We start from the raw sequence: 22,148 nt of genomic DNA, 5'->3' as shown, positions 1-22,148 counted from the left end.
AAGCCCGTACGACGACGTACGCAGACGGAGGCACCCATGACCCATCACCTTCCCGCGGGCAAGGCCGCCGCCGGCCCCTATGCCGTGGACGTGAGCCCGCGGACCGCCGGCTGGGGCTACTCGAGCCTGCGGGTGCTCGAGCTGCCGCCGGGCGGCACGCACGCCTTCGACACCGGTGACAGCGAGTGGATCGTGCTGCCGCTGAGCGGCGGCTGCACGGTCGCCTCGGACGACGACCTCGGCCACGAGGAGTTCGAACTCACCGGACGGACGAGCGTGTTCGACGGCGTGACCGACTTCGCCTACGTGCCGCGCGACGCCCGGGCCACCGTGTCGTCGGCGGCCGGCGGGCGGTTCGCGCTGACCGGCGCCCGCTGCACCCGGCGGCTGCCCGCGCGTTACGGGCCGGCGTCGGACGTGCCGGTGGAGCTGCGCGGCACCGGGAACTGCTCCCGGCAGGTCAACAACTTCGGCGCGGCCGTCCCCGCCGGAGGCGGTGACGGACAGGGTTTCGAGTGCGACAAGCTGATCGCGGTCGAGGTGCTCACCCCGGGCGGCAACTGGTCGTCCTTCCCGCCGCACAAGCACGACGAGCACCGGCCGGGCGAGGAGTCGGTGCTGGAGGAGATCTACTACTTCGAGTTCGCCGCCCACGACGGCACGCCGGGCCTCGGCTACCAGCGGGTCTCCCCGTCCGGTCCGGGCCGTGACACGGACGTGCTGGCCGAGGTGCGCGACGGCGACGTCGTCCTCATCCCGGACGGCTGGCACGGGCCGTCGATGGCGGTGCCCGGCCACCACATGTACTACCTGAACGTCATGGCGGGCCCCGGGGCCGAACGCGCCTGGCTGATCTGCGACCACCCCGACCACGCCTGGATCCGCGACACCTGGCCCCAGCAGCCCGTCGACCCCCGACTCCCCCTCTACACCGCACCGGAGAGGTCCGCATGAGCGCCACCACCCGCCGACTGACCACCGCCCAGGCCCTGGTGCGGTTCCTGGCCGCGCAGTACACCGAGCGGGACGGCGTGCGCCGCCGGCTGATCGCGGGCACCTGGGGCATCTTCGGCCACGGCAACGTCGCCGGTCTCGGGCAGGCGCTGGTCGAGTACCGCGACGCCATGCCGTACCACCAGGGCCGCAACGAGCAGGCGATGGTGCACGCGGCCGTCGGGTACGCCCGCCAGCTGAACCGGCTCTCCGCGCAGGCGGTGACGACGTCCATCGGCCCCGGCGCGACCAACCTGGTCACCGGTGCCGCGCTCGCCACGATCAACCGGCTGCCGGTGCTGCTGCTGCCCGGCGACTACTTCGCCTCCCGCGCCGCCGACCCGCTGCTCCAGCAGCTGGAGCACCCCGTCGAGGCCGACGTGTCGGTCAACGACACGCTCCGCCCGGTGTCCCGCTACTTCGACCGGGTCACCCGCCCCGAGGCGCTGATCGCGTCCGCGCTGAACGCGATGCGGGTGCTCGCCGACCCGGCCGAGACCGGCGCCGTCACCCTCGCGCTGCCGCAGGACGTGCAGGCGGAGGCGTACGACTGGCCGGAGGAGTTCTTCGCCGAGCGGGTGTGGACGGTGCGCCGGCCCGCCCCGGACCCGGTGGAACTGGACGCGGCCGTGGCCGCGGTGCGGGCGGCGCGCCGGCCGTTGATCGTCGCGGGCGGCGGGGTGCACCACAGCGAGGCCGAGGACGCGCTGCGGGCGCTGGTGGACGCCACCGGCATCCCGGTCGCCTCCACCCAGGCCGGCAAGGGCTCGCTGCGCCACGACCACCCCGCCGACCTGGGCGGCATCGGCCACACCGGCACCGCCGTGAGCGACGCGCTGGCCCGCGACGCCGACGTGGTGATCGGCGTCGGCACCCGCTACACCGACTTCACCACCGCCTCCGGCACGCTGTTCCGCGACCCGGACGTGCGGTTCGTGAACCTCAACATCACCGGCTTCGACGCCCACAAGCTCGCCGCGCGCACCCTGGTCTGCGACGCGCGCACCGGCCTGGAGCGGCTCGCCGGGGCACTGGCCGGGCACCGGGTGGACGCGGCGTACGAGGCGGAGTACCGGGCCGGGAAGGAACGCTGGGACGGGGTCGTCGCGGCCGCCCTGCGCGCCGAGGACGACACCGCCGTGCCGACCCAGACGCAGGTGCTCGGCGCGCTGGACGCGGTGGTCGGCGACGACGACGTGGTGATCAACGCGGCCGGCTCGCTCCCCGGCGACCTGCACAAGCTGTGGCGTGCCCGCAGCCCCCGCCAGTACCACCTGGAGTACGGCTACTCCTGCATGGGCTACGAGATCCCGGCCGCGCTGGGCGTCCAGCAGGCCGCGCCCGGCACGCCCGTCTGGGCGCTGGTCGGCGACGGCACGTACCTGATGATGCCCACGGAGATCGTCACGGCCGTCCAGGAGGGCCTGCCGGTCAACGTGGTGCTGGTGCAGAACCACGGCTACGCCTCCATCGGCGGCCTGTCGGAGGAGACCGGCGGCGAGCGCTACGGCACCGCCTACCGGTTCCGCGCCCCCGACGGCTCCTTCACCGGCGCCCCGCTGCCGGTGGACCTCGCGGCCAACGCGGCCAGCCTCGGCATGGACGTGCTGCGCGCGAAGACGGTGCGGGAGCTGCGCGGCGCCCTCGCCGAGGCCCGCGCCTCCCACCGTCCGACCTGCGTCTACGTCGAGACCGACCCGACGCCGACCGCTCCCCCGGCCGAGGCCTGGTGGGACGTGCCGGTCGCGGAGGTCGCCACCCGCGAGCCCGCGCGGAAGGCCCGCGAACGCTACGACGCCCAGGTCGCCGGGCGCCGCCGCCACCTGTGAACCCGTCCCCCGCGCCCCGTCCCGGAGCCCCGACAGGAAGGCACGTCCATGGCGAAGACCGGTGACCCCGCACGCGCCGCGGCCGGCCCCGCGCTGCACTCCCTGGACTTCGCCCTGGACCGGGGCAGTCCGGTGCCGCTGTACTACCAGCTCGCCCAGCAGCTCGAAGCGATGATCTCGAACGGGGTGCTCGCGCCCGGCGACCTCCTGGGCAACGAGGTGGACCTCTCCGTGCGCCTCGGCCTGTCCCGGCCCACCGTCCGCCAGGCCATCCAGTCCCTGGTCGACAAGGGGCTGCTGGTGCGGCGGCGCGGGGTGGGCACGCAGGTGGTGCACAGCCAGGTGCGCCGCCCCCTGGAGCTGACCAGCCTCTACGACGACCTGGAGGCGGCCGGGCAGGCCCCGACCACGGAGGTCGTCCGCAACGAGACCGTCCCGGCCCCGCCCGGCGTCGCCGCCGCCCTGGGGCTTCCCGAGGGCGGGGAGGTGATCGTGCTGGAGCGGCTGCGCCGCACCCACGGCCTGCCGGTCGCCCTGCTCGGCAACTATCTCCCGGCCGGCCTGCTCGACCTGGACGGCGCCCGGCTGGAGGCGACCGGCCTGTACCGGATGATGCGCGCGGCCGGCATCACCCTGCACAGCGCCCGCCAGACGGTCGGGGCCCGCTCGGCGACCGCCGAGGAGGCGTCCCGCCTGGACGAGGAAAAGGGCGCGGCGCTGCTCACCATGCGGCGCACCGCCTACGACGACACGGGACGGGCGGTGGAGTACGGCAGTCACCTCTACCGCGCGTCCCGGTACTCGTTCGACTTCCAGCTGCTGGTCAGACCGTGATCCCGTGAACCGGGAGGCGGCCCCGGCTCGTCCTGATCGTCAGGATCGGTCACCCGGACCGATCACCCGGACGAGCGGAGGGAGCGGCGGTGGACCTCGTGACCTCCCGCCCGGCACGGGGGCGGGTGCCGGCGGCCCTCGCCGTGCTGACGGCGGGGCTGCTGGCGTTCCACCGCGCGGTACCGAACACGCCGGGCCGGGTGGGGAGCCTGCTGGAGTCGTTCCTGCCGTGGCTCGGCCTCGTCGTCGTCCCCCTGTTCCTCCACGGCCTCTTGCGCCGCGCGCCCGCCGCACTGGTGGCCGTGCTGCTGCCCGTCGCGGTGTGGACCCGCCTCTTCGGCGGGCTGCTGCTGCCCGCGGACGCGGCCGGGCCGCGCGACCTGGTCGTGGTGCAGCACAACGTCGCCGACGACAACCCCGACCCGGCGGGCACCGCCCGCGCCCTCGCCGACGCGGGCGCGGACCTGATCGCGCTGGAGGAACTGGTGCCGGACGCGCTGCCGGCGTACGAGCGGGCCCTCGGCGCGCGCTATCCGCACCACGTGGTGCGGGGCACCGTCGGGCTCTGGTCGCGGCACCCGCTGAGCGGCGCGCGGGCGGTGGACATCAAGCCGGCGGACCTCACCGAGCCGTGGAGCCGGGGGCTGCGGGCGGTGGCCGGGACCCCGCACGGCGAGGTCGCGGTGTACGTGGCGCACCTGCCGTCGGTGCGGATCGGGCCGGGGGGCCTGGCGTCCGCCCGGCGGGACGAGAGCGCCGCACTGCTGGGACGGGCGGTGGCGGCCGAGCCCCTGGACCGGGTGATCCTGCTGGGCGACCTCAACGGCACGGCCGACGACCGGGGTCTGGCGCCGCTGACGTCCCGGCTGGAGGTGCCGCGGCGCGGGTTCGCGTTCAGTTTCCCCGCCGGGCTGCCCCTCGTGCGGATCGACCAGGTGATGGCCCGCTCGGCGGCCGTCGGCCTCCTCCGCGCCCTGCCCGCCACCGGGAGCGACCACCTGCCGGTGACGGCCCGGATCACGCTCCGCTGAGACGGCCCCTACGACGAAGGCCGTATCGGAGAACTCCGATACGGCCCGACGACCTGCTGCGTCGCACGTCGGGACGACAGGATTTGAACCTGCGACCCCTTGACCCCCAGTCAAGTGCGCTACCAAGCTGCGCCACGTCCCGGTGCGCGTCGCGCGGGTGAACCGCGTGATCGCGCGATGAGCACTTTACCGCACACCCGGCGCCGGACCGAAGCCGGGCGGGGAGTCGGACCGTGAGCGGTGCGGTGAGCCGGGGCACAATCGGCCGTATGGGCACCACGGACAGCACATCCACGGACAGCCGGTCCACCGGCCGCGCGGTCGCCGGGCGCGACCGCGACGAGGAGGGACGGGCGCGCAACGCACGCCCGAGGGACGGACTCGGGCGGCCCCTGCCGTACGGCGAGGAGGGCGTGCCCCGGCAGCCGGAAGGAGTGGTGCGGCGGCCGGAGGAGAGCGTCGCCGAGGCGCAGCGGCTGCTGGACGAGGGCAAGCCGTTCCACGCGCACGAGGTGTTCGAGGACGCCTGGAAGTCGGGTCCCGGGCAGGAGCGGGAGCTGTGGCGGGGGCTGGCCCAGATGGCCGTCGGGCTCACGCACGCCGCACGCGGGAACGTGACCGGCGGGGCGCGGCTGCTGCGGCGCGGGGCGGGCGCCGCCGAGGAGTGGGCGGCGGGCGCGGAGAGCCGGCCGCACGGGATCGACCTGCCCGGGGTGATCACCTGGGCGCGGGAGCTGGCGGCGGAGGTGGAGCGCGGGGACGCCGGTCCGCCGGACCCGGGTGCGCGTGCCCCCCGGCTGCGGGGCACCGCCTGACCCGGGGTGCGGTGCGGGCGCGTCCGGGGGCGTGCGGCAGACTCGGGGCGTGCGGACTCTTCATGTGATCGGTATCGGCGCGGGCGACCCCGACCAGCTCACCCTGCAGGCGGTCAAGGCCATGCGGGACACGGACGTGTTCTTCCTCCTGGACAAGGGCGAGGCGAAGGCGGACCTGACCCGGTTGCGCCGGGACATGCTGGAGACGCACCTGGCGGACCGTGCGTACCGCGTCGTCGAGGCGCGTGACCCGGAGCGGGACCGCTCGGCGGGCGGCACCGCCTACTCCCCCGCCGTCGGCGACTGGCGCAGCGCCCGCGCCGACATCTACGAGCGGCTGATCACCGAGGAACTGGGCGAGGACGAGACCGGCGCGTTCCTGGTGTGGGGCGACCCCTCGCTGTACGACAGCACGCTCGGCATCCTCGAGGAGGTGCGGGAGCGGGGCACGGTCGCCTTCGACCACGACGTCGTACCGGGCGTCAGCAGTGTGTCGGCCCTCGTCGCCCGGCACCGCACGGGCCTCAACCGGGTGGCGCGCCCGGTGCAGATCACCACGGGACGGCGGCTGGCGGAGGAGGGCTTCCCCGAGGGGGTGGACGACGTGGTGGTGATGCTGGACGCCCACCAGCGCTTCCGCGCCTTCGCCGGCGAGGACGTGGACATCTACTGGGGCGCCTACATCGGCACCCCGGACGAGATCCTGGTCTCCGGTCCGGTCGCCGAGGCCGCCCCGCGCATCGAGCGGCTGCGCGCCGAGGCGCGGGAGCGCAAGGGCTGGATCATGGACACGTATCTGCTGCGCCGCTCCCCCGGCGAACGCTAGGTCCCGCGGGTCCGCGCGAGGACGCCGTCCAGCCGGCGCAGCACCGCCGGCACGTCGGGGAGCGCGGTGACGCCGTCGGGCAGGGGCGGGCGGCGGACGACGACGACCGGGAGGCCGAGGTCGCGGGCGGCGGTGAGTTTCGCCGAGGTCGCCGCGCCGCCGCTGTCCTTCGTCACCAGCACGTCGACGCGGTGCTCGCGCAGCAGGGCCGTCTCGTCGGCCGCGGTGAACGGGCCGCGCGCCAGCACGACGTGGGTGTGCGGGGGCAGCGGCGGCTCGGGGGGTTCGACCGACCGTACGACGAAGCTCAGTTCCGCGAGTCCGGCGAAGGCCGCGAGGCCGAGACGCCCGGTGGTCAGGAAGACCCGGCGCCCGAGTCCGGGCAGCAGGGCGGCGGCCGCCTCCAGGGAGGGGACCGGGTGCCAGCGGTCGCCGGGACCGGGCCGCCAGCCGGGGCGGCGCAGCACCAGCAGGGGCACCCGCGCGGCGGCGGTGGCGCGGGCCGCGTTCGCGGTGATCGTCGCGGCGAACGGGTGGGTCGCGTCGACGACGGCGTCCACGCCCTCCTCGCGCAGCCAGGCCGCCAGTCCCTCCGGGCCGCCGAAGCCGCCCACCCGCACCTCGCCGTCGAGCGCGCCCGGCCGGGTCACGCGCCCGGCGAGCGAGGTCGTGGTCCGGGTGCCGGGGCGGGCGGCCAGCGCGGCGGCCAGCCTGCGCGCCTCGGTGGTGCCGCCGAGAATCAGCACGTGCGGGGACATGCGCCGAGCGTACGGGCCGGGGCCCGGACGCCGGGCGGCGGCCCGTCCGCCGGTGATCACCGTCGGCCCGCATGCCCGTGCGTCTTCGCCCTACGATGACGCCGGGCGACCTAAGGAGTCATGGCCGTGGACTGGAGCATGCGGGGCTATCACGCCCAACGGTGGGCGGCGCGGGGGGCGTTGCTCGCGGCGGCGCTCGCGGTGGCGACCCCCCTGGTCTACGGCGGGCTGCGCGGACTGCTGCTCCTGGTGCTGGGGGCGGCCGGGCTGGGGCTGAGCGCGGCGGCCCTGTGGTGGACGCTGACGTTGCGCGGGCCGCTGCGGTGGGGGGCCGCGCTGGTCGCGGTGTGCGTTCCGGCGGGTCTGCTGACGCTGTTCGCGGTGACGCTGTTCTGGGCGCTGCTGGTGTCGCTGGCGCTGTGGGCCCTGGCGGTGTGGAGCGGCAGGTACGCGCTGCGCGGGACCGGCGGGCACGCCCCGGTGCGGGAGCGGCGGCTGCCGCCGCCCCGGAAGCCGGTGCTGATCATGAATCCGCGGTCGGGCGGCGGCAAGGTGGGCCGGTTCCGGCTGCGGGAGAAGGCGGAGCGGCTGGGCGCGCGGGTGGTGCTGCTGGAGCCGGGCAGGCAGCACGACGTCACGGAGCTGGCGCGGGCCGCCGTGGCGGACGGCGCGGACCTGCTGGGCGCGGCGGGCGGCGACGGCACGCAGGCGCTGGTCGCGGCCGTGGCCGCCGAGCACGACATCCCGTTCCTGGTGATCAGCGCGGGCACCCGCAACCACTTCGCGCTGGACCTCGGCCTGGACCGGGGGAACCCGGCGGCGTGCCTGGACGCGCTGACGGACGGGGTGGAGCTCCGGGTCGACCTCGGGTTCGCCGGGAACCAGCCGTTCGTGAACAACGCGTCGTTCGGCGCGTACGCGGCGATCGTGCAGAGTCCCGCGTACCGCGACGACAAGCTCGGGACGAGTCTGGAGATGCTGCCGGACCTGCTCACCGGGCAGCAGGGGCCCCGGCTGGTCGCCCGCGCCGGGGACACCACGCTGACCGCGCCGCAGGCGGTGCTGGTCAGCAACAACCCGTACCGCACCGGCGACCCGTTCGGGCTCGGGCGGCGCGAGCGGCTGGACTCGGGGACGCTCGGCGTTCTCGGGGTGAAGGTGGAGGGCGCGATCAGCGCCGCCGCGCTGCTGCTGAACCCGGACCCGGCGGGGCTGACGGTGCTGACGGCGCCGGAGGTGGTCGTCGAGACGGACCGGGACGAGATCGAGGCGGGTGTCGACGGCGAGGCGATGGTGCTGCCCGCGCCCGTGCGCTGCCGCATCGCGGCGGGCGCGCTGCGGGTCCGCGTGCCGCGCAAACGGCCCGGTGTCGCCCCGGGCCCGCCCCGGCTGGACTGGCGCCGCCTGCGCAAGCTGGCCGCGACAGTCGGCCGCACGGCGGCCCCGAGCCACCTCCACCGGCCCCGCCGCACGTCACGGCGCCTCGAGGCACCCGACCGCCTGGAGACGGCGGCACCGGGCGGCCCGCCCGGCCCCTGACCCCGGACCGGCCGGACGGGCACGCCCGAGCGCCGGAGCCACGCGCGCGTGAAGCCCTCACCGGCCCCACGCGCGCCCGGGACCTTCCGCCGTCCGGGGTCTGGCCCCCGGCCGCTCAGCGCAGCAGCAGCTGCAGTCCCCCCGCCACCGTCGCCGCGATGACCAGGTGCTCGAAGAGCCGCTGGTTGATCCGGGTCACCGCCCACGTGCCGAGGAACGCGCCGGGCACCACGAACAGCACCAGGGCCGCGTCCAGCAGCAGCGAGTCCGCGTCGATGAGGCCGAGCCCCGCGCTGAACGGCAGCTTGGACGTGTTGACGATGAGGAAGAAGAACGCCGAGGTGCCCAGGAAGCCCAGCTTCCGGAAGCCCGCGGAGAGCAGGTACATCGACATCACCGGGCCGCCCGCGTTGGCGACCATGGTGGTGAAACCGCCGAGGACGCCGTAGGACCGGGCCTTGGCACGGCCCGCCCGGGTGGTGACCCCGCCGGGTTCCGCCTCGGCGTCGGCGCGGCGCCGGCGCCACATCGTCACCCCGGCCATCAGCAGCAGGATCGCCCCGATCGAGGTCCGCACGATCCCGTCGTCCGCCCACATCAGGAAGACGGTGCCGACGACCACGCCCGCCGCGACGGCCGGGAACAGCCGCCACAGGGTGGGCCAGTGGGCGTGCCGCCGGTAGGTCAGCACGGCGAGGACGTCCCCGGCGATCAGGAGGGGCAGCAGCACGCCCGTGGACTCCCGGGCGGGCAGGACGGCGGCGAACACGGCGAGACTCACCGTGTTCGCGCCGCTGACGGCGGTCTTGGAGAACCCGACGAGCAGGGCCGCGAAGGCCAGCGCGGCGAATTCCCAGCCGGTGAGGTCCCAGAGGGTCATGGTGTTCATGCGGCGACCGATGTTACGTGCGGGCACCGGCCGCCGGTGCGGCGCGTCCCGCCGGGTGACCGCCGCGGCGGCCGTCCGTCAGTGCCGTTCGACCAGCACCGCGCTGCCCTGCCCCACGCCGACGCACATGGTGGCGAGACCCCGTCCGGCGCCGGTGCGGCGCATGCGGTGCAGCAGGGTGGTGAGGATGCGGGCGCCGGAGCAGCCCAGCGGGTGGCCGAGCGCGATGGCGCCGCCGTCGGGGTTCACCCGCTCCGGGTCGATGCCGAGCTGGTCGACGCAGGCCAGGGCCTGGGCGGCGAACGCCTCGTTGAACTCGGCCTCCTGCACGTCGCCGATGTCCCATCCCGCGCGGGCGAGCACCTTGCGGGTGGCGGGGACGGGGCCGATGCCCATGACGTCCGGGTGGACGCCCGCGGAGCCGCCGGCGACGTAGCGGCCGAGCGACTCCAGGCCCAGGTCGTTCAGGGCCTGCTCGCTGACCAGGATCAGTCCGGCGGCACCGTCGTTCATCGGGGAGGCGTTGCCCGCGGTGACCGAGCCCCCGGCGCGGAACACCGGCTTCAGCCGGCCGAGCTTCTCGAGGGAGGTGTCCTCGCGGACGCACTCGTCGGCCTCGACGACCACGCCGTCCGGTCGGGTCACCGGCAGCAGTTCGTCGTCGAAGTGGCCGTGTCTGCGGGCCTCGGCGGCACGCCGGTGGCTGCGCAGGGCGAACTCGTCCTGGCGTTCGCGCGTGATGCCGTACCGGCCGGCGACCTCCTCGGCGGTCTCGCCCATGGCCAGCAGACCGTGCAGTTCCTTCATCGCCGGGTTGACCAGCCGCCAGCCGAGCCGCGTGTCGTGCGTCTCGATGCGGTGCGGGAGGGCCTCGTCGGGGCGGGGCAGCACGAAGGGGGCGCGGCTCATGGACTCGGAGCCGCCGGCGATCACGATGTCGGCCTCGCCGGCCGCGATGGTGCGGGCGGCGGTGGTGACGGCCTCCAGGCCCGAGGCGCACAGGCGGTTGACCGTGGCGCCGGGGACGGACTCGGGGAGGCCCGCGAGCAGGGCGGCCATGCGGGCGACGTTGCGGTTGTCCTCGCCGGCCTGGTTGGCGGCGCCCCAGTGGACGTCGTCGACGCGGGCCGGGTCCAGCGCGGGCACGTCGGCGACCAGACCGCGGATCACCGCGGCGGCGAGGTCGTCGGGCCGTACGCCGGAGAGGGCTCCGCGCAGTTTGCCGATGGGGGTGCGGCGGGCGGCCGCGAAGTGGACGGGACGCACGAGGGACTCCTGATCCGGAAGCCGACGGCCGGGCTGCCGATCGGCGGCTCACTTAATTAGCACCGCTAGTTTCGGACTATAGACCGCCCGGCCCCTCCCCGGGAAGATCCCGGAGGTCACGGCCGGTCCTCCCGTACCGCCGACCGGGTTTGTCCCGGTGGGCCGGGGTACCCGCGCGTTCACGGAGTGGTCGCGGAGCGCGGCCCGCGCGGCGGTGTCGCACGCGGGTCCCGCCCTCGCGCCACGAGCGCATCGACTGGGAGGAACACCACTTCATGACCGTCGTGAGGAGCACACTTCCGGACGAGGCCCGCCGGATCTCCGGCGAGGCCCTCCAGGAGACCCTGATCGACCTGCTCGGCCTGTCCCTGATCGGCAAGCAGGCGCACTGGAACGTCGTGGGGCCGCGGTTCCGCTCGGTCCACCTGCAGCTGGACGAGGTGGTCTCGGCCGCGCGCACGCACGCGGACACGGTGGCGGAGCGCGCCTCGGCGCTCGGCGTGCCGCCGGACGGCCGCCCGGAGACGATCGCCAAGGTCTTCTCCCTGCCGGCGCCCGCGGAGGGCTGGCTGCGCGACTCGGAGGCCGTCGCGGTGATGACGGACGCCCTGGGCGCGGCGATCACGCGGCTGCGTGAGCGCATCGACGCCACCGAGAAGGCCGACCTGGTCACGCAGGACCTGCTGATCTCCATCACCGCCGACCTGGAGAAGCAGCGCTGGATGTTCGAGGCGGAGAACCACCCGCGGGAGTCCTGAGACGCCCCCGGGCGCACGACGTACGGGAACGAAGGGGCACATGATGAGCGACGCCCTCGAGGTGGACGCGCTGTGGGAGGACTTCCACCGCGTGGTGAACATGACGTCGGCCGAGCTGGCCGCCTGGCTGCGGGTCAGTGACGCCGGCGAGACCACGGAGCCGCTGCCGGACCGGGCGGGCGGCGAAACCGGGCAGCGCGTCCTGGCCATCCTGCAGAAGCGCCGCACCGACCTCACCGAGGACGACCTGCGGGTGATGGAGGAGGTCGTGGACACCGTCACCGGCGAGACCGACCTGGAGAACGAGCCGGCGGCCGAGGACGCGGACCGCCGCCACCGCCTGATGAGCCTGGGCCACGACCCGCTCAAGGCGTGACCGTGGCAGGCCGCGACGGCGAACGGGCCGTGGTGCGCGCCCTCGTCGACGCGCACGGCGAGACGTACGCGCACGAGGCGGGCATCACCTTGCAGAACACCCCGCAGCCGCTGTACCGGCTGCTGGTGCTCGCCCATCTGCTCAGCGCCCGCATCCGGGGGCCGGTCGCCGTGGCCGCCGCCCGTGCCCTGCACGAGGCAGGGCTGCGCGACCCCCGCCGGATGGCAGCGGCGTCCTGGCAGGAGCGGGTCGACGCCCTCGGCCGGGGCGGCTACCGGCGCTACGACGAGCGCACCGCCACCCAGCTCGGCGAGGCGGCCGAGCTGTTGCTGGACCGCTGGGGCGGCGATCTGCGCCGGCTGCGCGCCGAGGCGGACGGCGACGTGGACGAACTGCGCCGTCTGCTGCGGGAGTTCCCCGGTGTCGGTCCCTCCGGCGCGGCCATCTTCCTGCGCGAGGTGCAGGCGGTGTGGCCCGAGGCGGGTCCTCAGGTGGACGCCAAGGCGCTGCAGGGCGCCGGGCGGCTGGGGCTGCCGCAGGACCCGGACCGGCTGCTCGCCCTCGCGGGCGGGACGGAACCGGCCGTGCTGTCCTCGGCCCTGGTGCGCGCGGCGCTCGACAAGGACGTCGCCGAGGACACCCTGCGCGAAGCCGCGGCGCGCTGACCCCCGCTCACCTTCCTCACGGGTCGCCCCGTTCCACGGGGCGACCCGTTCCGTTCCCGGGACAACGTGATCACCGCGATGCACAATGGCCGGGTCGGTCCGTACGGGCCGGACGCGGGCGAGGGAGAGGGAGAGACCGTTGAGCGAGAGCCACACCCCGACGAGCGGCTCGGCGAGGCTGAACACCGGTGTGGCGCACAACGCGCGCGTGTGGAACTACTGGATCGGCGGCAAGGACAACTACGAGGTCGACCAGCAGGTCGGAGACCACGTCGCGTCGATCATCCCGGTCATCCGGGACATCGCCCGCGCGGACCGGGAGTTCCTGGGCCGCGCGGTGACGTATCTGGCACGCGACCGCGGGGTGCGGCAGTTCCTCGACATCGGCACCGGACTGCCGACGGCGGACAACACCCACGAGATCGCGCAGCGCATCGCGCCGGACGCGCGGATCGTCTACGTCGACAACGACCCGATCGTCCTCGTCCACGCCCGGACGCTGCTGACCGGCACGGCCGAGGGCGCCACCGACTACATCGACGCCGACGTGCACGACCCGGACGCCATCGTGGAACGGGCGTCCGCGACGCTGGACTTCTCCCGGCCGGTCGCGGTGATGCTGCTCGGCATCCTCAACTTCGTGTCGGACACGGACAAGGCCCGGGAGATCGTGCGCCGGATCATGGCGGCCGTGCCCTCCGGCAGTTTCCTGGCGCTCACCCACCCCACCTTCGACCCCGAGGTGGGCGGAGAACTCCAGGTCCCCGCGATGGAGTTCTGGAACGCGAACGCCACTCCCCCGATCACCGCCCGCGGCGCGGCGGACATCACCGCGTTCCTCGACGGACTGGAGTTGGTGGAGCCCGGTCTCGTCTCCTGCTCGCAGTGGCGCGCCGAGCCCGGGTCCCCTCTGGTGGTGCCCCAGTACGGCGCGGTGGCCGTGAAGCCCTGACCCTCGAAAGTATGATCAAACAATGTCTGACATGACCGAGACCACGCCGGGCTGGCTGTCCTCCGACGACCTGGAGCAGGCACGCGCCCAGATGCCGATCCTGTACGTCGAGGCCGTCCCCGTGCGTGTGGACGACAGCGGTGAGGTCACCAGCGTCGGTCTGCTGCTGCGCATCGGGCCCGACGGGACGGTCAGCCGGACCCTGGTCTCCGGCCGGGTGCTGCACCACGAGCGGGTCCGCGACGCGCTGCTGCGTCATCTGGAGAAGGATCTCGGACCGGTGGCGCTGCCCCGGGTGCCGGCGTCGTTGCAGCCGTTCACGGTCGCGGAGTACTTCCCCACCCAGGGCATCACCCCGTTCCACGACCCCCGGCAGCACGCGGTGTCGCTGGCGTACATCGTGCCGGTGACGGGTGACTGCCGGCCCCGGCAGGACGCGCTGGACCTGGTGTGGTTCACCCCGCAGGAGGCCGTGTCGCGGGCGGTGCAGAGCGAGATGCCGGGCGGGCACGGGGTGCTGCTGAAGCAGGCGCTGGCGCACGCGGGCTGCGTGATCTGAGGCGTACCGGCGCCCGGACCGTCCCGCGCGGAGCGGTCCGGACGCCGCGGGATCAGCTCTGCGGGTGCGTGAGGTTGGCGCCGTTCGACGGGTCGAAGACGTGGGCTTTCGACAGGTCCAGGCGCAGGTCGACGGGCGCGCCCTCCCGGGCGCGGGTGGCCGCGTCCAGCCGGGCCACGATCTGCTGGTCCGCCCCGGCGCCGGTGTCCTTCAGGCCCGAGTCCTTGGCCAGCTCGTCCAGTTCGGCGGTGCTCACCGGGCCGCCCTCGGCGCTGAAGTAGACGTACGCGTCGGAGCCCAGGGACTCCAGCACGTCCACGGTGACGGTGACGACCGGGCCGTCGGTGTCGCGGGCCAGGCTCGCGTCCTCGAACGCCTCGGGCCGCAGCCCGACGATGACCTCGCGGGGGGCGTCCCGCCGCTGGAGCTCCCGGCGCATGCGGTCGTCCAGCGGCAGGTCGCCGAGCGGGGTGCGCAGGGTGTCCGGGGTCAGGGAGGCCTGGAGGAAGTTCATCGCCGGGGAGCCGATGAAGCCGGCGACGAACAGGTTGCGGGGCGTGTCGTAGAGCTCGGCGGGGGTGCCGACCTGCTGGACCACGCCCTGGCGCATCACGACGACCCGGTCGCCCAGGGTCATGGCCTCGGTCTGGTCGTGGGTGACGTACACGGTGGTGGTGCCCAGGCGGCGCTGGATGCGGGAGATCTGGGTGCGCATCTGCACGCGGAGCTTGGCGTCCAGGTTGGACAGCGGCTCGTCCATGAGGAACGCCTTGGGGTCGCGGACGATGGCCCGGCCCATCGCCACCCGCTGGCGCTGTCCGCCGGAGAGGTTGGCCGGCTTGCGGTCCAGGAACTCGACGAGGTCGAGCACCCGGGCGGCCTCCTCGACCTTGCGGTCGATGGTGTCCTTGTCCACCTTGGCCAGCCGCAGCGGGAAGCCCATGTTCTCCCGCACGCTCATGTGCGGGTAGAGGGCGTAGCTCTGGAACACCATGGCCACGTCCCGCTCCTTGGGCGCGAGGTCGTTGACGACCTGCCCGCCGATGCGCAGGGTGCCCTCGGTGATGTCCTCCAGACCCGCGATCATGTTCAGGGTGGTCGACTTGCCACACCCGGACGGGCCGACCAGGATCACGAACTCGCCGTCGGCGATGTCGAGGTCCACGTCCCGCACGGCGAGGGATCCGTCGGGATAGCGCTTGGTGACTCCCTCGAGGACGATCTCGGCCATGGATGCTGCCTCCTTGCCGTCGGGCTCATCCCTTGACCGCGCCGGAGGTGAGGCCGGCGACGATCCGCCGCTGGAAGAGCAGGACGAAGATGATGATCGGGACGGTGATCACCACGGCGGCCGCGGCGATCGATCCGGTGGGCTGCTGGAACTGCGAGCTGCCGGTGAAGAACGCGATCGCGGCGGGCACCGTGCGCGCGGACTCGGTGGAGGTCAGCGAGATCGCGAAGAGGAAGTCGTTCCAGCAGAAGATGAACACGAGGATGGCGGTGGTGAACACGCCCGGCGCGGCGAGCGGCACGATGACCATCCGGAACGCCTGCGCGGGCGTCGCCCCGTCCACCTTGGCGGCCTTCTCCAGGTCCCAGGGGATCTCCCGGAAGAACGCCGACAGCGTGTAGATCGCCAGCGGCAGCGAGAAGGTCATGTACGGGATGATCAGCCCGGGCCAGGTGTCGAAGATGCCGATGCTCCGCTCGATGTTGAACAGCGGGGACACCAGGGAGATCGGCGGGAACATCGCGATCAGCAGTGACATCCCGATGAGCACCTGCTTGCCGGGGAACCGCAGCCGGGCCACGGCGTAGGCGGCCATGGTGCCGAGGATGACGGCGATCACCGTGGCGATGAGGGCGATGCCGATGGAGTTGACCAGGGCGCGGGTGAACTCGGAGGTCCGGAAGATCCCGCGGTAGTTCTCCAGGGTCCAGTCGGTGGGGATGTAGGTGCCGTCGGTGAGGGTGCCGGGGTCCTTGAACGACAGTGCGACGATCCACCACACCGGGAACAGGGCGTACAGCACCACCACGGCGTTGACGACGCCCCACCGCGTCGCGTGCGACCTGCCTGCGGCTGCCATCAGCGCCTCACCTCCGCGCCCGGTGCGGCGGCGCCGAACAGCTTGACGAAGGTGAAGGCGATGATCCCGACGCAGAGGAAGATCAGGACCGAGATCGCCGACCCGATGCCCAGGTTCAGCGCGGTGAACAGGTTGTCGTAGCCGAGGATGGACAGGGACCCGGTGCCGTGGGCGCCCGCGGTCAGGACGTAGATGTTGTCGAAGATCCGGAAGGCGTCCAGGGTGCGGAAGAGGAGGGCGACCAGGATCGCCGGTTTCATCAGCGGCAGCATCACCTTGGTGAACCGCTGCCAGGGGGTGGCTCCGTCGACCATCGCGGCCCTCAGTGTCTCCTCGGGGACCAGGGCGAGGCCGGCGAGCAGCAGCAGCGCCATGAACGGGGTGGTCTTCCACACCTCGGCCAGGATGATCAGCCACAGCGCCGGCCACTGCTCGGTGAGCGGGGCCTCCCCGCTGGGCAACAACTCGGCGAGGTAGCCGAGTTCGGGGGTCCAGGCGTACTGCCAGGAGAACGCGGCGACGACGGTGACGATGCCGTACGGGATGAGGACGGCGGTGCGGACCGTGCCGCGCGCGAAGATCGTGCGGTGCATGACCAGGGCGAGGCCCATGCCGAGGACCAGCTCGATGGCCACGGACACGACGGTGAGGAACAGCGTGACCCAGAAGGCGTCCCACCAGAACGGGGAGGTCAGCACCGCCCCGTAGTTGCTCAGGCCGATGAACTCGGCGCGGTCCGGGAACCGCAGGTCGTAGCGCTGGAGGGACAGGTAGACCGCGTAGCCGATCGGGTAGGCGGTCACGGCGAGCATGACGGTCACGGCCGGCGCGCACAGCAGCCAGCCGAGCCGCCGCTCCTGACGGGCGCCGGCCGACGGCGCCCTCCTGGCCTTCGCCTCGTCCTTCGCCGGCTCTGCCATGGTGCTCACGGGATCACACCCTCGGATCGCAGGGCCTCGTCGATCTGCTCCCTGATGGTGGAGACCGCGCTCTCCGGCTCGATGCCGGAGGGCGGGGACAGGGTGTGCGAGACGACGATCGACACGTTCTGGTAGGCGGGGGTGAGCGGCCGTACGCTCGCCGACTCCAGGGAGGCCAGGACCTCCTTGGAGAAGGGGTACTCCTTCATGAACTCCGGCTCGTCGTAGATGGCGCGCAGGGTGGGCGGCAGTCCGCCCTTGAGCGCCGCGGCGAGCTGGTTCTCCCGGTCCCGCAGACACAGGGCGGCGTCGAAGGCCAGGTCGGGGTGGCGGGAGTAGGCGCTGACGGCGAGGTCGATGCCGCCGATGGTGGGCCGGGAGGGGCGGTCGGCGTCCACGCGGGGGTAGACCGCCCAGCGGAAGTGCTCGAACAGCTCGGGGTTGTTGCTCCTCATCGACGGATAGACGAAGGGGTAGTTGACCTCGAAGGCCGCCACCCCCGACTCCATCGCCAGCCGGTTCTGGTCCTCCATCTGGTTGGGCAGGGAGGGGTCGGCGGCCGGCGAGCGGGCGAGGTCCCGCATGATCGAGGCGGCCCGCACGGCGGGCGGGCCGAGGGCCGGCTCGGTGGCGCTCGGGTTGAGGATGGAGCCGCCGGCGCTGTTGACCAGGGAGTTGAACCAGACGGTGAGGCCCTCGTACTGGGCGCCCTGGATCTCGACGTAGTGCGGCTTGCCCTGCCGGGCCAGGTCGCGGGACATGTCCAGCATTTCGGCCCAGGTCGTGGGCGGGGTGGGCACGAGGTCCTCGCGGTACCAGAGCAGCTGGATGTTGGTGTTGTACGGGACGGCGTAGAGCCTGTCCTTCCAGGTCGCCGTCTGCAGCGGCACCTCGAGGGTGCCCTCGGTGGCCCGGCGCTCGTTCTCGCCGGTCCACTCGCGGATCCAGCGGGCCTCGGCGAACTCGGCGGCCCAGGTGATGTCGAGGCCGAGGATGTCGAGGGAGTCGTCCTCGGCGGCGAGCCGGCGCACCAGCTGCTCGCGCTGGCCGTCGGCCTCGCGGGGCAGCCTGTTGTAGACGATCCGGTAGCGGCCCCCGGACTCACGGCTGCACCGGTCGGCGGCCTCCTGGAGGGCGCCGGAGTCGTCGGGGAAGTTGTACCAGTTGAGGGTGGGGCGGGCCCCCTCGTCGTCACCGCCGCAGGCGGCGAGTGTCGAGGCGAGCACGGTCAGGGCGAGCAGCGCCCGTGCGCGTCGCGGCCTTCTGTGACGTCCGCACCTCGCGTGCACTCGCTCCACACCCCATCTCCCAGGCGGTGCCGCGGGCGTCCGGGACCGCGACGGTGTCTCCCGGCGGAACGTTAGAGAGCAAAGAAAGCGACATCAAGGACATACGCGGACGATTCGTCCGGCTGTGTCGAGCGCGAGGGGGCGGCGGGCACGGGAGGAGGGAACACGGAAGAGGCCGCCTCGGGTGATCCCGAAGCGGCCTCCGACGTCCGTCACGTCGGGACGACAGGATTTGAACCTGCGACCCCTTGACCCCCAGTCAAGTGCGCTACCAAGCTGCGCCACGTCCCGTTGCCCGTCTGACCTGGGAATTCCCCCGGCCGAACGCGCACGGAAACCATACCGCACTCGGCACGGTGATCGCGCATCCGTTTCCTCGCGCCCGACACCTCCGGGTGACACTTGACCTCAAGTTCACTTGAGGTCGCACGATCGACGGCATGACGATCACCGAACAGCGCACACGGACGTACGGATACACCGAGCTCCCTGGCCTGATGGAGCTGATGACCGGTGACGAGAAGCACGGGCCGGCGGCGACGTCGACGCTGGACGTGCTGTGGGTGCTCTACGACCGGGTGCTCCGGGTGGACCCGGGGAGCGCGGACGACCCCGGGCGGGACCGTTTCCTGCTGTCGAAGGGGCACGGGCCGATGGCGTACTACGCCGTGCTCGCCGCCAAGGGGTTCCTGCCGGTGGACTGGCTGCCCGGCTTCGGCTCGTACGACTCCCCGCTCGGTCACCACCCGGACCGGACGCTGGTGCCGGGCGTGGAGATCGGCAGCGGGTCGCTGGGGCACGGGCTGCCGATCGCGGTGGGCACGGCTCTGGGACTGCGCGCGCAGGGCCGGCCCGGCCCCGCGGTGTGGACGCTGATCGGGGACGCCGAACTGGACGAGGGCAGCAACCACGAGGCGATCGCCTTCGCCGGTCCCGCGGGCCTCGACCGGCTGCACACGGTCGTCGTCGACAACTCCTCGGCGTCCTACGCCCGTCCGGGCGGGATCGCCGCGCGGTTCGAGGCGGCCGGATGGTCCGCCCGCACGGTCGACGGCCGCGACCACGAGGCGCTGTACGCCGCGTTCACCGCTCCGCACCCGGGCAGGCCGCACGTCGTCGTCGCCCGGGTCGAGCCCAAGGACGCATGAGCGCCCGGCCCCGCTCCCGTCACCTCACTCAACGGAAGGACGATTCCCGTGGACAGCATGCGTGATCGTTTCGCCCCTGTCGTCACCCGGCTGCTGGACGAGGACCCGCGGGTCGCCGTGGTCCTCGCGGAGGTCGGCGCGGACCGCTTCGACGAGGCGCTGCGCCGCCACCCGGACCGGGTGGTCAACGTCGGCATCCGGGAGCAGTTGCTGGTCGGCGCGGCGTCCGGAATGGCGCTGACCGGGCTGCGGCCCGTGGTGCACACCTTCGCCAGCTTCCTGGTGGAGCGGCCGTTCGAGCAGGTCAAGCTGGATCTCGGGCACCAGGGCGTGGGCGCGGTGCTGGTGAGCGCCGCCGCGTCCTTCGACTGGCCCGCCGGCGGCTACACCCACATGGCGCCGGGCGACGTGGCGCTGCTCGACACCCTGGACGGCTGGACCGTGCACGTGCCGGGTCATCCGGACGAGGCCGAGACGCTGCTGCGGCACGCGGTGGCCGCCGGTGACGACAAGGTGTACGTACGGCTGTCGCTGCAGGCGAACGCGGCCGGCCGGCCCGTGGACGGGCGGCACTTCCTCACCGTCCGGGAGGGGCGCGCGGGAGTGGTGGTCGCGGTGGGGCCGATGCTGGACCCCGTGCTCGCGGCGACGGAGGACATGGACGTCACCGTGCTGTACGCCACCACGGTGCGCCCCTTCGACGCGACCGCGCTGCGCCGGGCCACCGCGACGGCGGGGACGGACGTCGTGCTGGTGGAGCCGTACCTGGCGGGCACCTCGACGGGCGCGGCGAACGACGCGCTGGCCGACGTGCCGCACCGGGTGCTGGGGCTGGGCGTGGGGCGGGGGGAGCTGCGGCGCTACGGGCAGTTCGACGAGCACCTCGCGGCGCACGGTCTGGACGCGCGGTCGCTGCGCGAACGGATCCCCCGGTTCACCGCCGGGGGCGTGCCCGCCGGCGTCTGACCCGCCGCTCGGGCACGGGACACGCGCGGTGCGGCCGCCGGGACCCCCCTCCGGACCCGGCGGCCACGCGTGATCGGGATCATGCCACGGGGCACTGACAACCGGATGGGGCCGCATGGCCCCGAAGCCCTCAGCCCTCCGGCGCCAGCCCCAGCCGGGGGTGCGCCTCGAGCAGCCGGGACGGCGCCGCCTGCCGCCAGGAGTCGGCGAGGATGTCGCGCAGCTCGCCCTCGCCCTCCAGCGCCGCCAGCCGGACCCTCACCCACGCGAACTGCGCCTCATGGCCGGCGATCCAGAACTTCTCCGGCTCGGCGAGGGCCAGTTCGTCCCGCTCCTCCTTCGGGCAGCGCACGGCGACGGACGTCTCGTCCTCCGGCAGGGTGGCGAACATCTTCCCGGCGACCCGGAACGTGGGCATGCTCCAAGCGGTCTTCTCCGTCGTGTCCGGCAGGGACAGGGCGATCCGTCGTACGTCTTCGGCATCCGGCATGGCAGGCACGGTAGCGGCCGCCACCGACAATCACCCGGGGGGAGGCGACGGCAGCCGCTTGTAGTAGAGCGTCGTGGGCCGCAGCACCCCGCCCGGGTCCGCCGCGTAGTCCGGGATCGCACCCGCCTCGGTCCAGCCGGACGCGCGGTACAGGCGCTCGGCGGGACTGCCGGTCTCGGTGTCCAGGTGCAGCAGGGTGATGCCGTCCGCGGCCGCCGCCTCCTCCGCGACCGTCAGCAGCCGGCGGCCGAGCCCCTTCCCGCGGGCCGTGCGGTGCACCATCAGCTTCACCAGCTCCGCGCGGTGCCTGCTGTTGGGCTTGTCGGCGGGCAGGGCGAGGCTCACCGTGCCCAGCACCCGGCCGGGTTCCTCGTACGCCGTCCACACCGCGAGCCGGCCGGCGGCGACGGACGCGCACCGCTCCGTCCACCAGGCGGTCGCGGCCGCGCGGCCGAGCGGGGCGAGGAAGCCGACGGACGCGCCCCCGTCCACGGCGTCGGCCAGCAGCTCGGCCAACGCGTCGGTCATGTCCAGCAGCCGGGCGGCGTCAGGGCGTTCGACGATCACGGCCGCACCACCGCCACCACGTACCGCACGTCCTCGGGGCCGGGGCAGCGGAAGCGGGTGGGGCCCCAGACACGCAGCCGGAGGCAGTCGCCCTCGCCGAGGCGGTGCTCGGTGTCCCCGTCGGTGACGGCGAGGGCGCCTTCGAGCACCCAGATGTGCTGTTCCAGACCGGGGACGGGCGGCCGGTCGTAGGGGATGTCCGCGCCGGCGGTCAGGCGTCCCTCGACGAGTTCGCCGCGCAGTCCCGCGTGCGGCGGGGACACGGAGCGGCGGACGAAGCCGGAGGCCCTGTCCTGCCACACCGGCTGGCGGGCGGCGCGCACCACGGGCGCGGGCTCCGCCTCGATCTCGCTGAGCAGCTGGGACATGGTGCGGCCGTAGACGGCGCAGAGGCGGTTGAGCAGGGAGGCGGTGGGGCTGGTCTCGGCCCGCTCGGCCCGGGAGAGCGTGGACCGGCTGACTCCGCTGCGTTCCGCCAACTCCCCCAGGGACCAGCCGTGTTCGGCCCGGAGCTCGGTCAGCCGGGCGCCCAGGCGCACATCGACGGGATCGGGGGCGGCCCGTTCCTCCTGTTTCATATCCGGGACG

24 protein-coding genes and 2 tRNA genes are annotated in these 22,148 nt (G+C 73.7%); 14 read left to right on the top strand and 12 right to left on the bottom strand.

Annotated features, from left to right (window positions below; all coding sequences use genetic code 11):
- Positions 1-36 precede the first annotated feature (36 nt).
- The 4 genes from iolB (at position 37) to ACIQ8B_RS29175 (ending at position 4,687) form a co-directional block, all read left to right on the top strand.
- The gene (gene iolB, locus ACIQ8B_RS29190; protein ID WP_290009499.1) at positions 37-954 is read left to right on the top strand and encodes a 5-deoxy-glucuronate isomerase; all 918 of its coding nucleotides are present in this window, start codon (positions 37-39) and stop codon (positions 952-954) included.
- Positions 951-2,822, top strand: coding sequence for a 3D-(3,5/4)-trihydroxycyclohexane-1,2-dione acylhydrolase (decyclizing) (gene iolD / locus ACIQ8B_RS29185; protein WP_290009497.1), 1,872 nt, complete (start codon positions 951-953; stop codon positions 2,820-2,822). Before iolB ends, iolD begins: the two co-directional genes overlap by 4 nt.
- Positions 2,823-2,870: 48 nt before the next feature.
- Positions 2,871-3,656, top strand: a complete 786-nt coding sequence (locus ACIQ8B_RS29180) for a GntR family transcriptional regulator (RefSeq protein ID WP_403550883.1) — start codon at positions 2,871-2,873, stop codon at positions 3,654-3,656.
- 89 nt (positions 3,657-3,745) lie between these two features.
- The gene (locus tag ACIQ8B_RS29175) at positions 3,746-4,687 is read left to right on the top strand and encodes an endonuclease/exonuclease/phosphatase family protein (RefSeq protein WP_403550880.1); all 942 of its coding nucleotides are present in this window, start codon (positions 3,746-3,748) and stop codon (positions 4,685-4,687) included.
- A gap of 68 nt (positions 4,688-4,755) precedes the next feature.
- Here ACIQ8B_RS29175 and ACIQ8B_RS29170 read toward each other — a convergent pair.
- Positions 4,756-4,829, bottom strand: a tRNA-Pro gene (locus tag ACIQ8B_RS29170).
- A gap of 127 nt (positions 4,830-4,956) precedes the next feature.
- Here ACIQ8B_RS29170 and ACIQ8B_RS29165 point away from each other — a divergent pair.
- Positions 4,957-5,502 carry a DUF309 domain-containing protein gene (locus ACIQ8B_RS29165; RefSeq protein WP_403550879.1) on the top strand — a complete coding sequence of 182 codons (546 nt, stop codon included), beginning with the start codon at positions 4,957-4,959 and terminating at the stop codon, positions 5,500-5,502.
- A 49-nt stretch (positions 5,503-5,551) separates the two neighbouring features.
- Positions 5,552-6,328 (top strand): precorrin-6A synthase (deacetylating), encoded by a 777-nt coding sequence (gene cobF / locus ACIQ8B_RS29160; protein WP_106411324.1) that lies wholly within the window; start codon positions 5,552-5,554, stop codon positions 6,326-6,328.
- Here the strand turns inward: cobF and ACIQ8B_RS29155 are convergent.
- Positions 6,325-7,086 carry a cobalt-precorrin-6A reductase gene (locus ACIQ8B_RS29155; RefSeq protein ID WP_290009490.1) on the bottom strand — a complete coding sequence of 254 codons (762 nt, stop codon included), beginning with the start codon at positions 7,084-7,086 and terminating at the stop codon, positions 6,325-6,327. The two genes, cobF and ACIQ8B_RS29155, sit on opposite strands and share 4 nt — an antisense overlap.
- 120 nt (positions 7,087-7,206) lie before the next feature.
- Here ACIQ8B_RS29155 and ACIQ8B_RS29150 point away from each other — a divergent pair, with 120 nt between their 5' ends.
- The gene (locus ACIQ8B_RS29150) at positions 7,207-8,625 is read left to right on the top strand and encodes a diacylglycerol/lipid kinase family protein (protein ID WP_403550878.1); all 1,419 of its coding nucleotides are present in this window, start codon (positions 7,207-7,209) and stop codon (positions 8,623-8,625) included.
- 115 nt (positions 8,626-8,740) lie between these two features.
- On the opposite strand, the gene ACIQ8B_RS29145 is transcribed toward ACIQ8B_RS29150, so the two are convergent.
- Together ACIQ8B_RS29145 and ACIQ8B_RS29140 are read right to left on the bottom strand one after the other, a co-directional pair.
- A complete protein-coding gene (locus ACIQ8B_RS29145) occupies positions 8,741-9,514 on the bottom strand; it encodes a sulfite exporter TauE/SafE family protein (RefSeq protein WP_290009487.1) in 774 nt (257 codons plus the stop codon).
- A gap of 78 nt (positions 9,515-9,592) precedes the next feature.
- On the bottom strand, positions 9,593-10,780 hold the full coding sequence (locus ACIQ8B_RS29140; RefSeq protein ID WP_403550876.1) for a thiolase family protein: 1,188 nt from the start codon (positions 10,778-10,780) through the stop codon (positions 9,593-9,595).
- Between the two features lie 275 nt (positions 10,781-11,055).
- On the opposite strand from ACIQ8B_RS29140, the gene ACIQ8B_RS29135 reads away from it, so the two are divergent.
- The 5 genes from ACIQ8B_RS29135 to ACIQ8B_RS29115 all read left to right on the top strand — a co-directional run bounded on the left by ACIQ8B_RS29135 (position 11,056) and on the right by ACIQ8B_RS29115 (position 14,090).
- Positions 11,056-11,538 carry a Dps family protein gene (locus tag ACIQ8B_RS29135; protein ID WP_290009484.1) on the top strand — a complete coding sequence of 161 codons (483 nt, stop codon included), beginning with the start codon at positions 11,056-11,058 and terminating at the stop codon, positions 11,536-11,538.
- 43 nt (positions 11,539-11,581) lie between these two features.
- Positions 11,582-11,914 carry a DUF3140 domain-containing protein gene (locus tag ACIQ8B_RS29130; protein ID WP_106416142.1) on the top strand — a complete coding sequence of 111 codons (333 nt, stop codon included), beginning with the start codon at positions 11,582-11,584 and terminating at the stop codon, positions 11,912-11,914.
- Positions 11,915-11,916: 2 nt separating this feature from the next.
- Positions 11,917-12,579, top strand: coding sequence for an endonuclease (locus ACIQ8B_RS29125; protein WP_403550873.1), 663 nt, complete (start codon positions 11,917-11,919; stop codon positions 12,577-12,579).
- 139 nt (positions 12,580-12,718) lie between these two features.
- Complete coding sequence (locus tag ACIQ8B_RS29120) at positions 12,719-13,531, top strand: SAM-dependent methyltransferase (RefSeq protein ID WP_403550871.1); 813 nt, start codon at positions 12,719-12,721, stop codon at positions 13,529-13,531.
- A gap of 31 nt (positions 13,532-13,562) precedes the next feature.
- Positions 13,563-14,090, top strand: a complete 528-nt coding sequence (locus ACIQ8B_RS29115) for an NUDIX hydrolase family protein (RefSeq protein ID WP_006130344.1) — start codon at positions 13,563-13,565, stop codon at positions 14,088-14,090.
- Positions 14,091-14,142: 52 nt separating this feature from the next.
- Here ACIQ8B_RS29115 and ACIQ8B_RS29110 read toward each other — a convergent pair whose 3' ends face one another.
- The 5 genes from ACIQ8B_RS29110 to ACIQ8B_RS29090 all read right to left on the bottom strand — a co-directional run bounded on the left by ACIQ8B_RS29110 (position 14,143) and on the right by ACIQ8B_RS29090 (position 18,680).
- Positions 14,143-15,321 carry an ABC transporter ATP-binding protein gene (locus ACIQ8B_RS29110; protein ID WP_290009473.1) on the bottom strand — a complete coding sequence of 393 codons (1,179 nt, stop codon included), beginning with the start codon at positions 15,319-15,321 and terminating at the stop codon, positions 14,143-14,145.
- A 25-nt stretch (positions 15,322-15,346) separates the two neighbouring features.
- Positions 15,347-16,180: a carbohydrate ABC transporter permease gene (locus ACIQ8B_RS29105; RefSeq protein WP_290009472.1), complete on the bottom strand. Its 834-nt coding sequence runs from the start codon at positions 16,178-16,180 to the stop codon at positions 15,347-15,349.
- Entirely contained in the window at positions 16,180-17,100 is a 921-nt protein-coding gene (locus ACIQ8B_RS29100; protein ID WP_290009580.1) for a carbohydrate ABC transporter permease, read from the bottom strand. Before ACIQ8B_RS29100 ends, ACIQ8B_RS29105 begins: the two co-directional genes overlap by 1 nt.
- 5 nt (positions 17,101-17,105) lie before the next feature.
- The gene (locus tag ACIQ8B_RS29095; protein ID WP_403550868.1) at positions 17,106-18,326 is read right to left on the bottom strand and encodes an ABC transporter substrate-binding protein; all 1,221 of its coding nucleotides are present in this window, start codon (positions 18,324-18,326) and stop codon (positions 17,106-17,108) included.
- 280 nt (positions 18,327-18,606) lie between these two features.
- A tRNA-Pro gene (locus ACIQ8B_RS29090) sits at positions 18,607-18,680 on the bottom strand.
- 149 nt (positions 18,681-18,829) lie between these two features.
- Between ACIQ8B_RS29090 and ACIQ8B_RS29085 the strand changes: the two genes are divergently transcribed.
- Together ACIQ8B_RS29085 and ACIQ8B_RS29080 are read left to right on the top strand one after the other, a co-directional pair.
- Positions 18,830-19,537 carry a transketolase gene (locus tag ACIQ8B_RS29085; protein WP_403550866.1) on the top strand — a complete coding sequence of 236 codons (708 nt, stop codon included), beginning with the start codon at positions 18,830-18,832 and terminating at the stop codon, positions 19,535-19,537.
- 48 nt (positions 19,538-19,585) lie between these two features.
- Positions 19,586-20,503 (top strand): transketolase family protein, encoded by a 918-nt coding sequence (locus tag ACIQ8B_RS29080; protein ID WP_403550865.1) that lies wholly within the window; start codon positions 19,586-19,588, stop codon positions 20,501-20,503.
- Between the two features lie 130 nt (positions 20,504-20,633).
- Here the strand turns inward: ACIQ8B_RS29080 and ACIQ8B_RS29075 are convergent, their stop codons facing one another.
- The 3 genes from ACIQ8B_RS29075 to ACIQ8B_RS29065 are packed head-to-tail and all read right to left on the bottom strand — an operon-like array spanning position 20,634 to position 22,138.
- Positions 20,634-20,993 (bottom strand): MmcQ/YjbR family DNA-binding protein, encoded by a 360-nt coding sequence (locus tag ACIQ8B_RS29075; protein WP_290009467.1) that lies wholly within the window; start codon positions 20,991-20,993, stop codon positions 20,634-20,636.
- A gap of 30 nt (positions 20,994-21,023) precedes the next feature.
- The gene (locus ACIQ8B_RS29070; RefSeq protein WP_403550862.1) at positions 21,024-21,560 is read right to left on the bottom strand and encodes a GNAT family N-acetyltransferase; all 537 of its coding nucleotides are present in this window, start codon (positions 21,558-21,560) and stop codon (positions 21,024-21,026) included.
- Positions 21,557-22,138 (bottom strand): helix-turn-helix domain-containing protein, encoded by a 582-nt coding sequence (locus tag ACIQ8B_RS29065; protein ID WP_290009464.1) that lies wholly within the window; start codon positions 22,136-22,138, stop codon positions 21,557-21,559. The genes ACIQ8B_RS29070 and ACIQ8B_RS29065 overlap by 4 nt, the downstream gene beginning before the upstream one ends.
- Positions 22,139-22,148: the final 10 nt, after the last annotated feature.

Source organism: Streptomyces sp. NPDC096105, from assembly GCF_044763335.1.
Lineage (GTDB): Bacteria > Actinomycetota > Actinomycetes > Streptomycetales > Streptomycetaceae > Streptomyces.
Note: the sequence above shows the minus strand (reverse complement) of the source record. Positions and strands in the feature narration are given on the sequence as shown.

Coding starts and splice junctions, on each gene's coding strand:
- iolB (WP_290009499.1), top strand. CDS start 37: ATGACCCATCACCTTCCCGCGGGCAAGGCCGCCGCCGGCCCCTATGCC.
- iolD (WP_290009497.1), top strand. CDS start 951: ATGAGCGCCACCACCCGCCGACTGACCACCGCCCAGGCCCTGGTGCGG.
- ACIQ8B_RS29180 (WP_403550883.1), top strand. CDS start 2,871: ATGGCGAAGACCGGTGACCCCGCACGCGCCGCGGCCGGCCCCGCGCTG.
- ACIQ8B_RS29165 (WP_403550879.1), top strand. CDS start 4,957: ATGGGCACCACGGACAGCACATCCACGGACAGCCGGTCCACCGGCCGC.
- ACIQ8B_RS29155 (WP_290009490.1), bottom strand. CDS start 7,086: ATGTCCCCGCACGTGCTGATTCTCGGCGGCACCACCGAGGCGCGCAGG.
- ACIQ8B_RS29150 (WP_403550878.1), top strand. CDS start 7,207: ATGGCCGTGGACTGGAGCATGCGGGGCTATCACGCCCAACGGTGGGCG.
- ACIQ8B_RS29145 (WP_290009487.1), bottom strand. CDS start 9,514: ATGAACACCATGACCCTCTGGGACCTCACCGGCTGGGAATTCGCCGCG.
- ACIQ8B_RS29135 (WP_290009484.1), top strand. CDS start 11,056: ATGACCGTCGTGAGGAGCACACTTCCGGACGAGGCCCGCCGGATCTCC.
- ACIQ8B_RS29130 (WP_106416142.1), top strand. CDS start 11,582: ATGAGCGACGCCCTCGAGGTGGACGCGCTGTGGGAGGACTTCCACCGC.
- ACIQ8B_RS29115 (WP_006130344.1), top strand. CDS start 13,563: ATGACCGAGACCACGCCGGGCTGGCTGTCCTCCGACGACCTGGAGCAG.
- ACIQ8B_RS29110 (WP_290009473.1), bottom strand. CDS start 15,321: ATGGCCGAGATCGTCCTCGAGGGAGTCACCAAGCGCTATCCCGACGGA.
- ACIQ8B_RS29105 (WP_290009472.1), bottom strand. CDS start 16,180: ATGGCAGCCGCAGGCAGGTCGCACGCGACGCGGTGGGGCGTCGTCAAC.
- ACIQ8B_RS29100 (WP_290009580.1), bottom strand. CDS start 17,100: ATGGCAGAGCCGGCGAAGGACGAGGCGAAGGCCAGGAGGGCGCCGTCG.
- ACIQ8B_RS29085 (WP_403550866.1), top strand. CDS start 18,830: ATGACGATCACCGAACAGCGCACACGGACGTACGGATACACCGAGCTC.
- ACIQ8B_RS29075 (WP_290009467.1), bottom strand. CDS start 20,993: ATGCCGGATGCCGAAGACGTACGACGGATCGCCCTGTCCCTGCCGGAC.
- ACIQ8B_RS29065 (WP_290009464.1), bottom strand. CDS start 22,138: ATGAAACAGGAGGAACGGGCCGCCCCCGATCCCGTCGATGTGCGCCTG.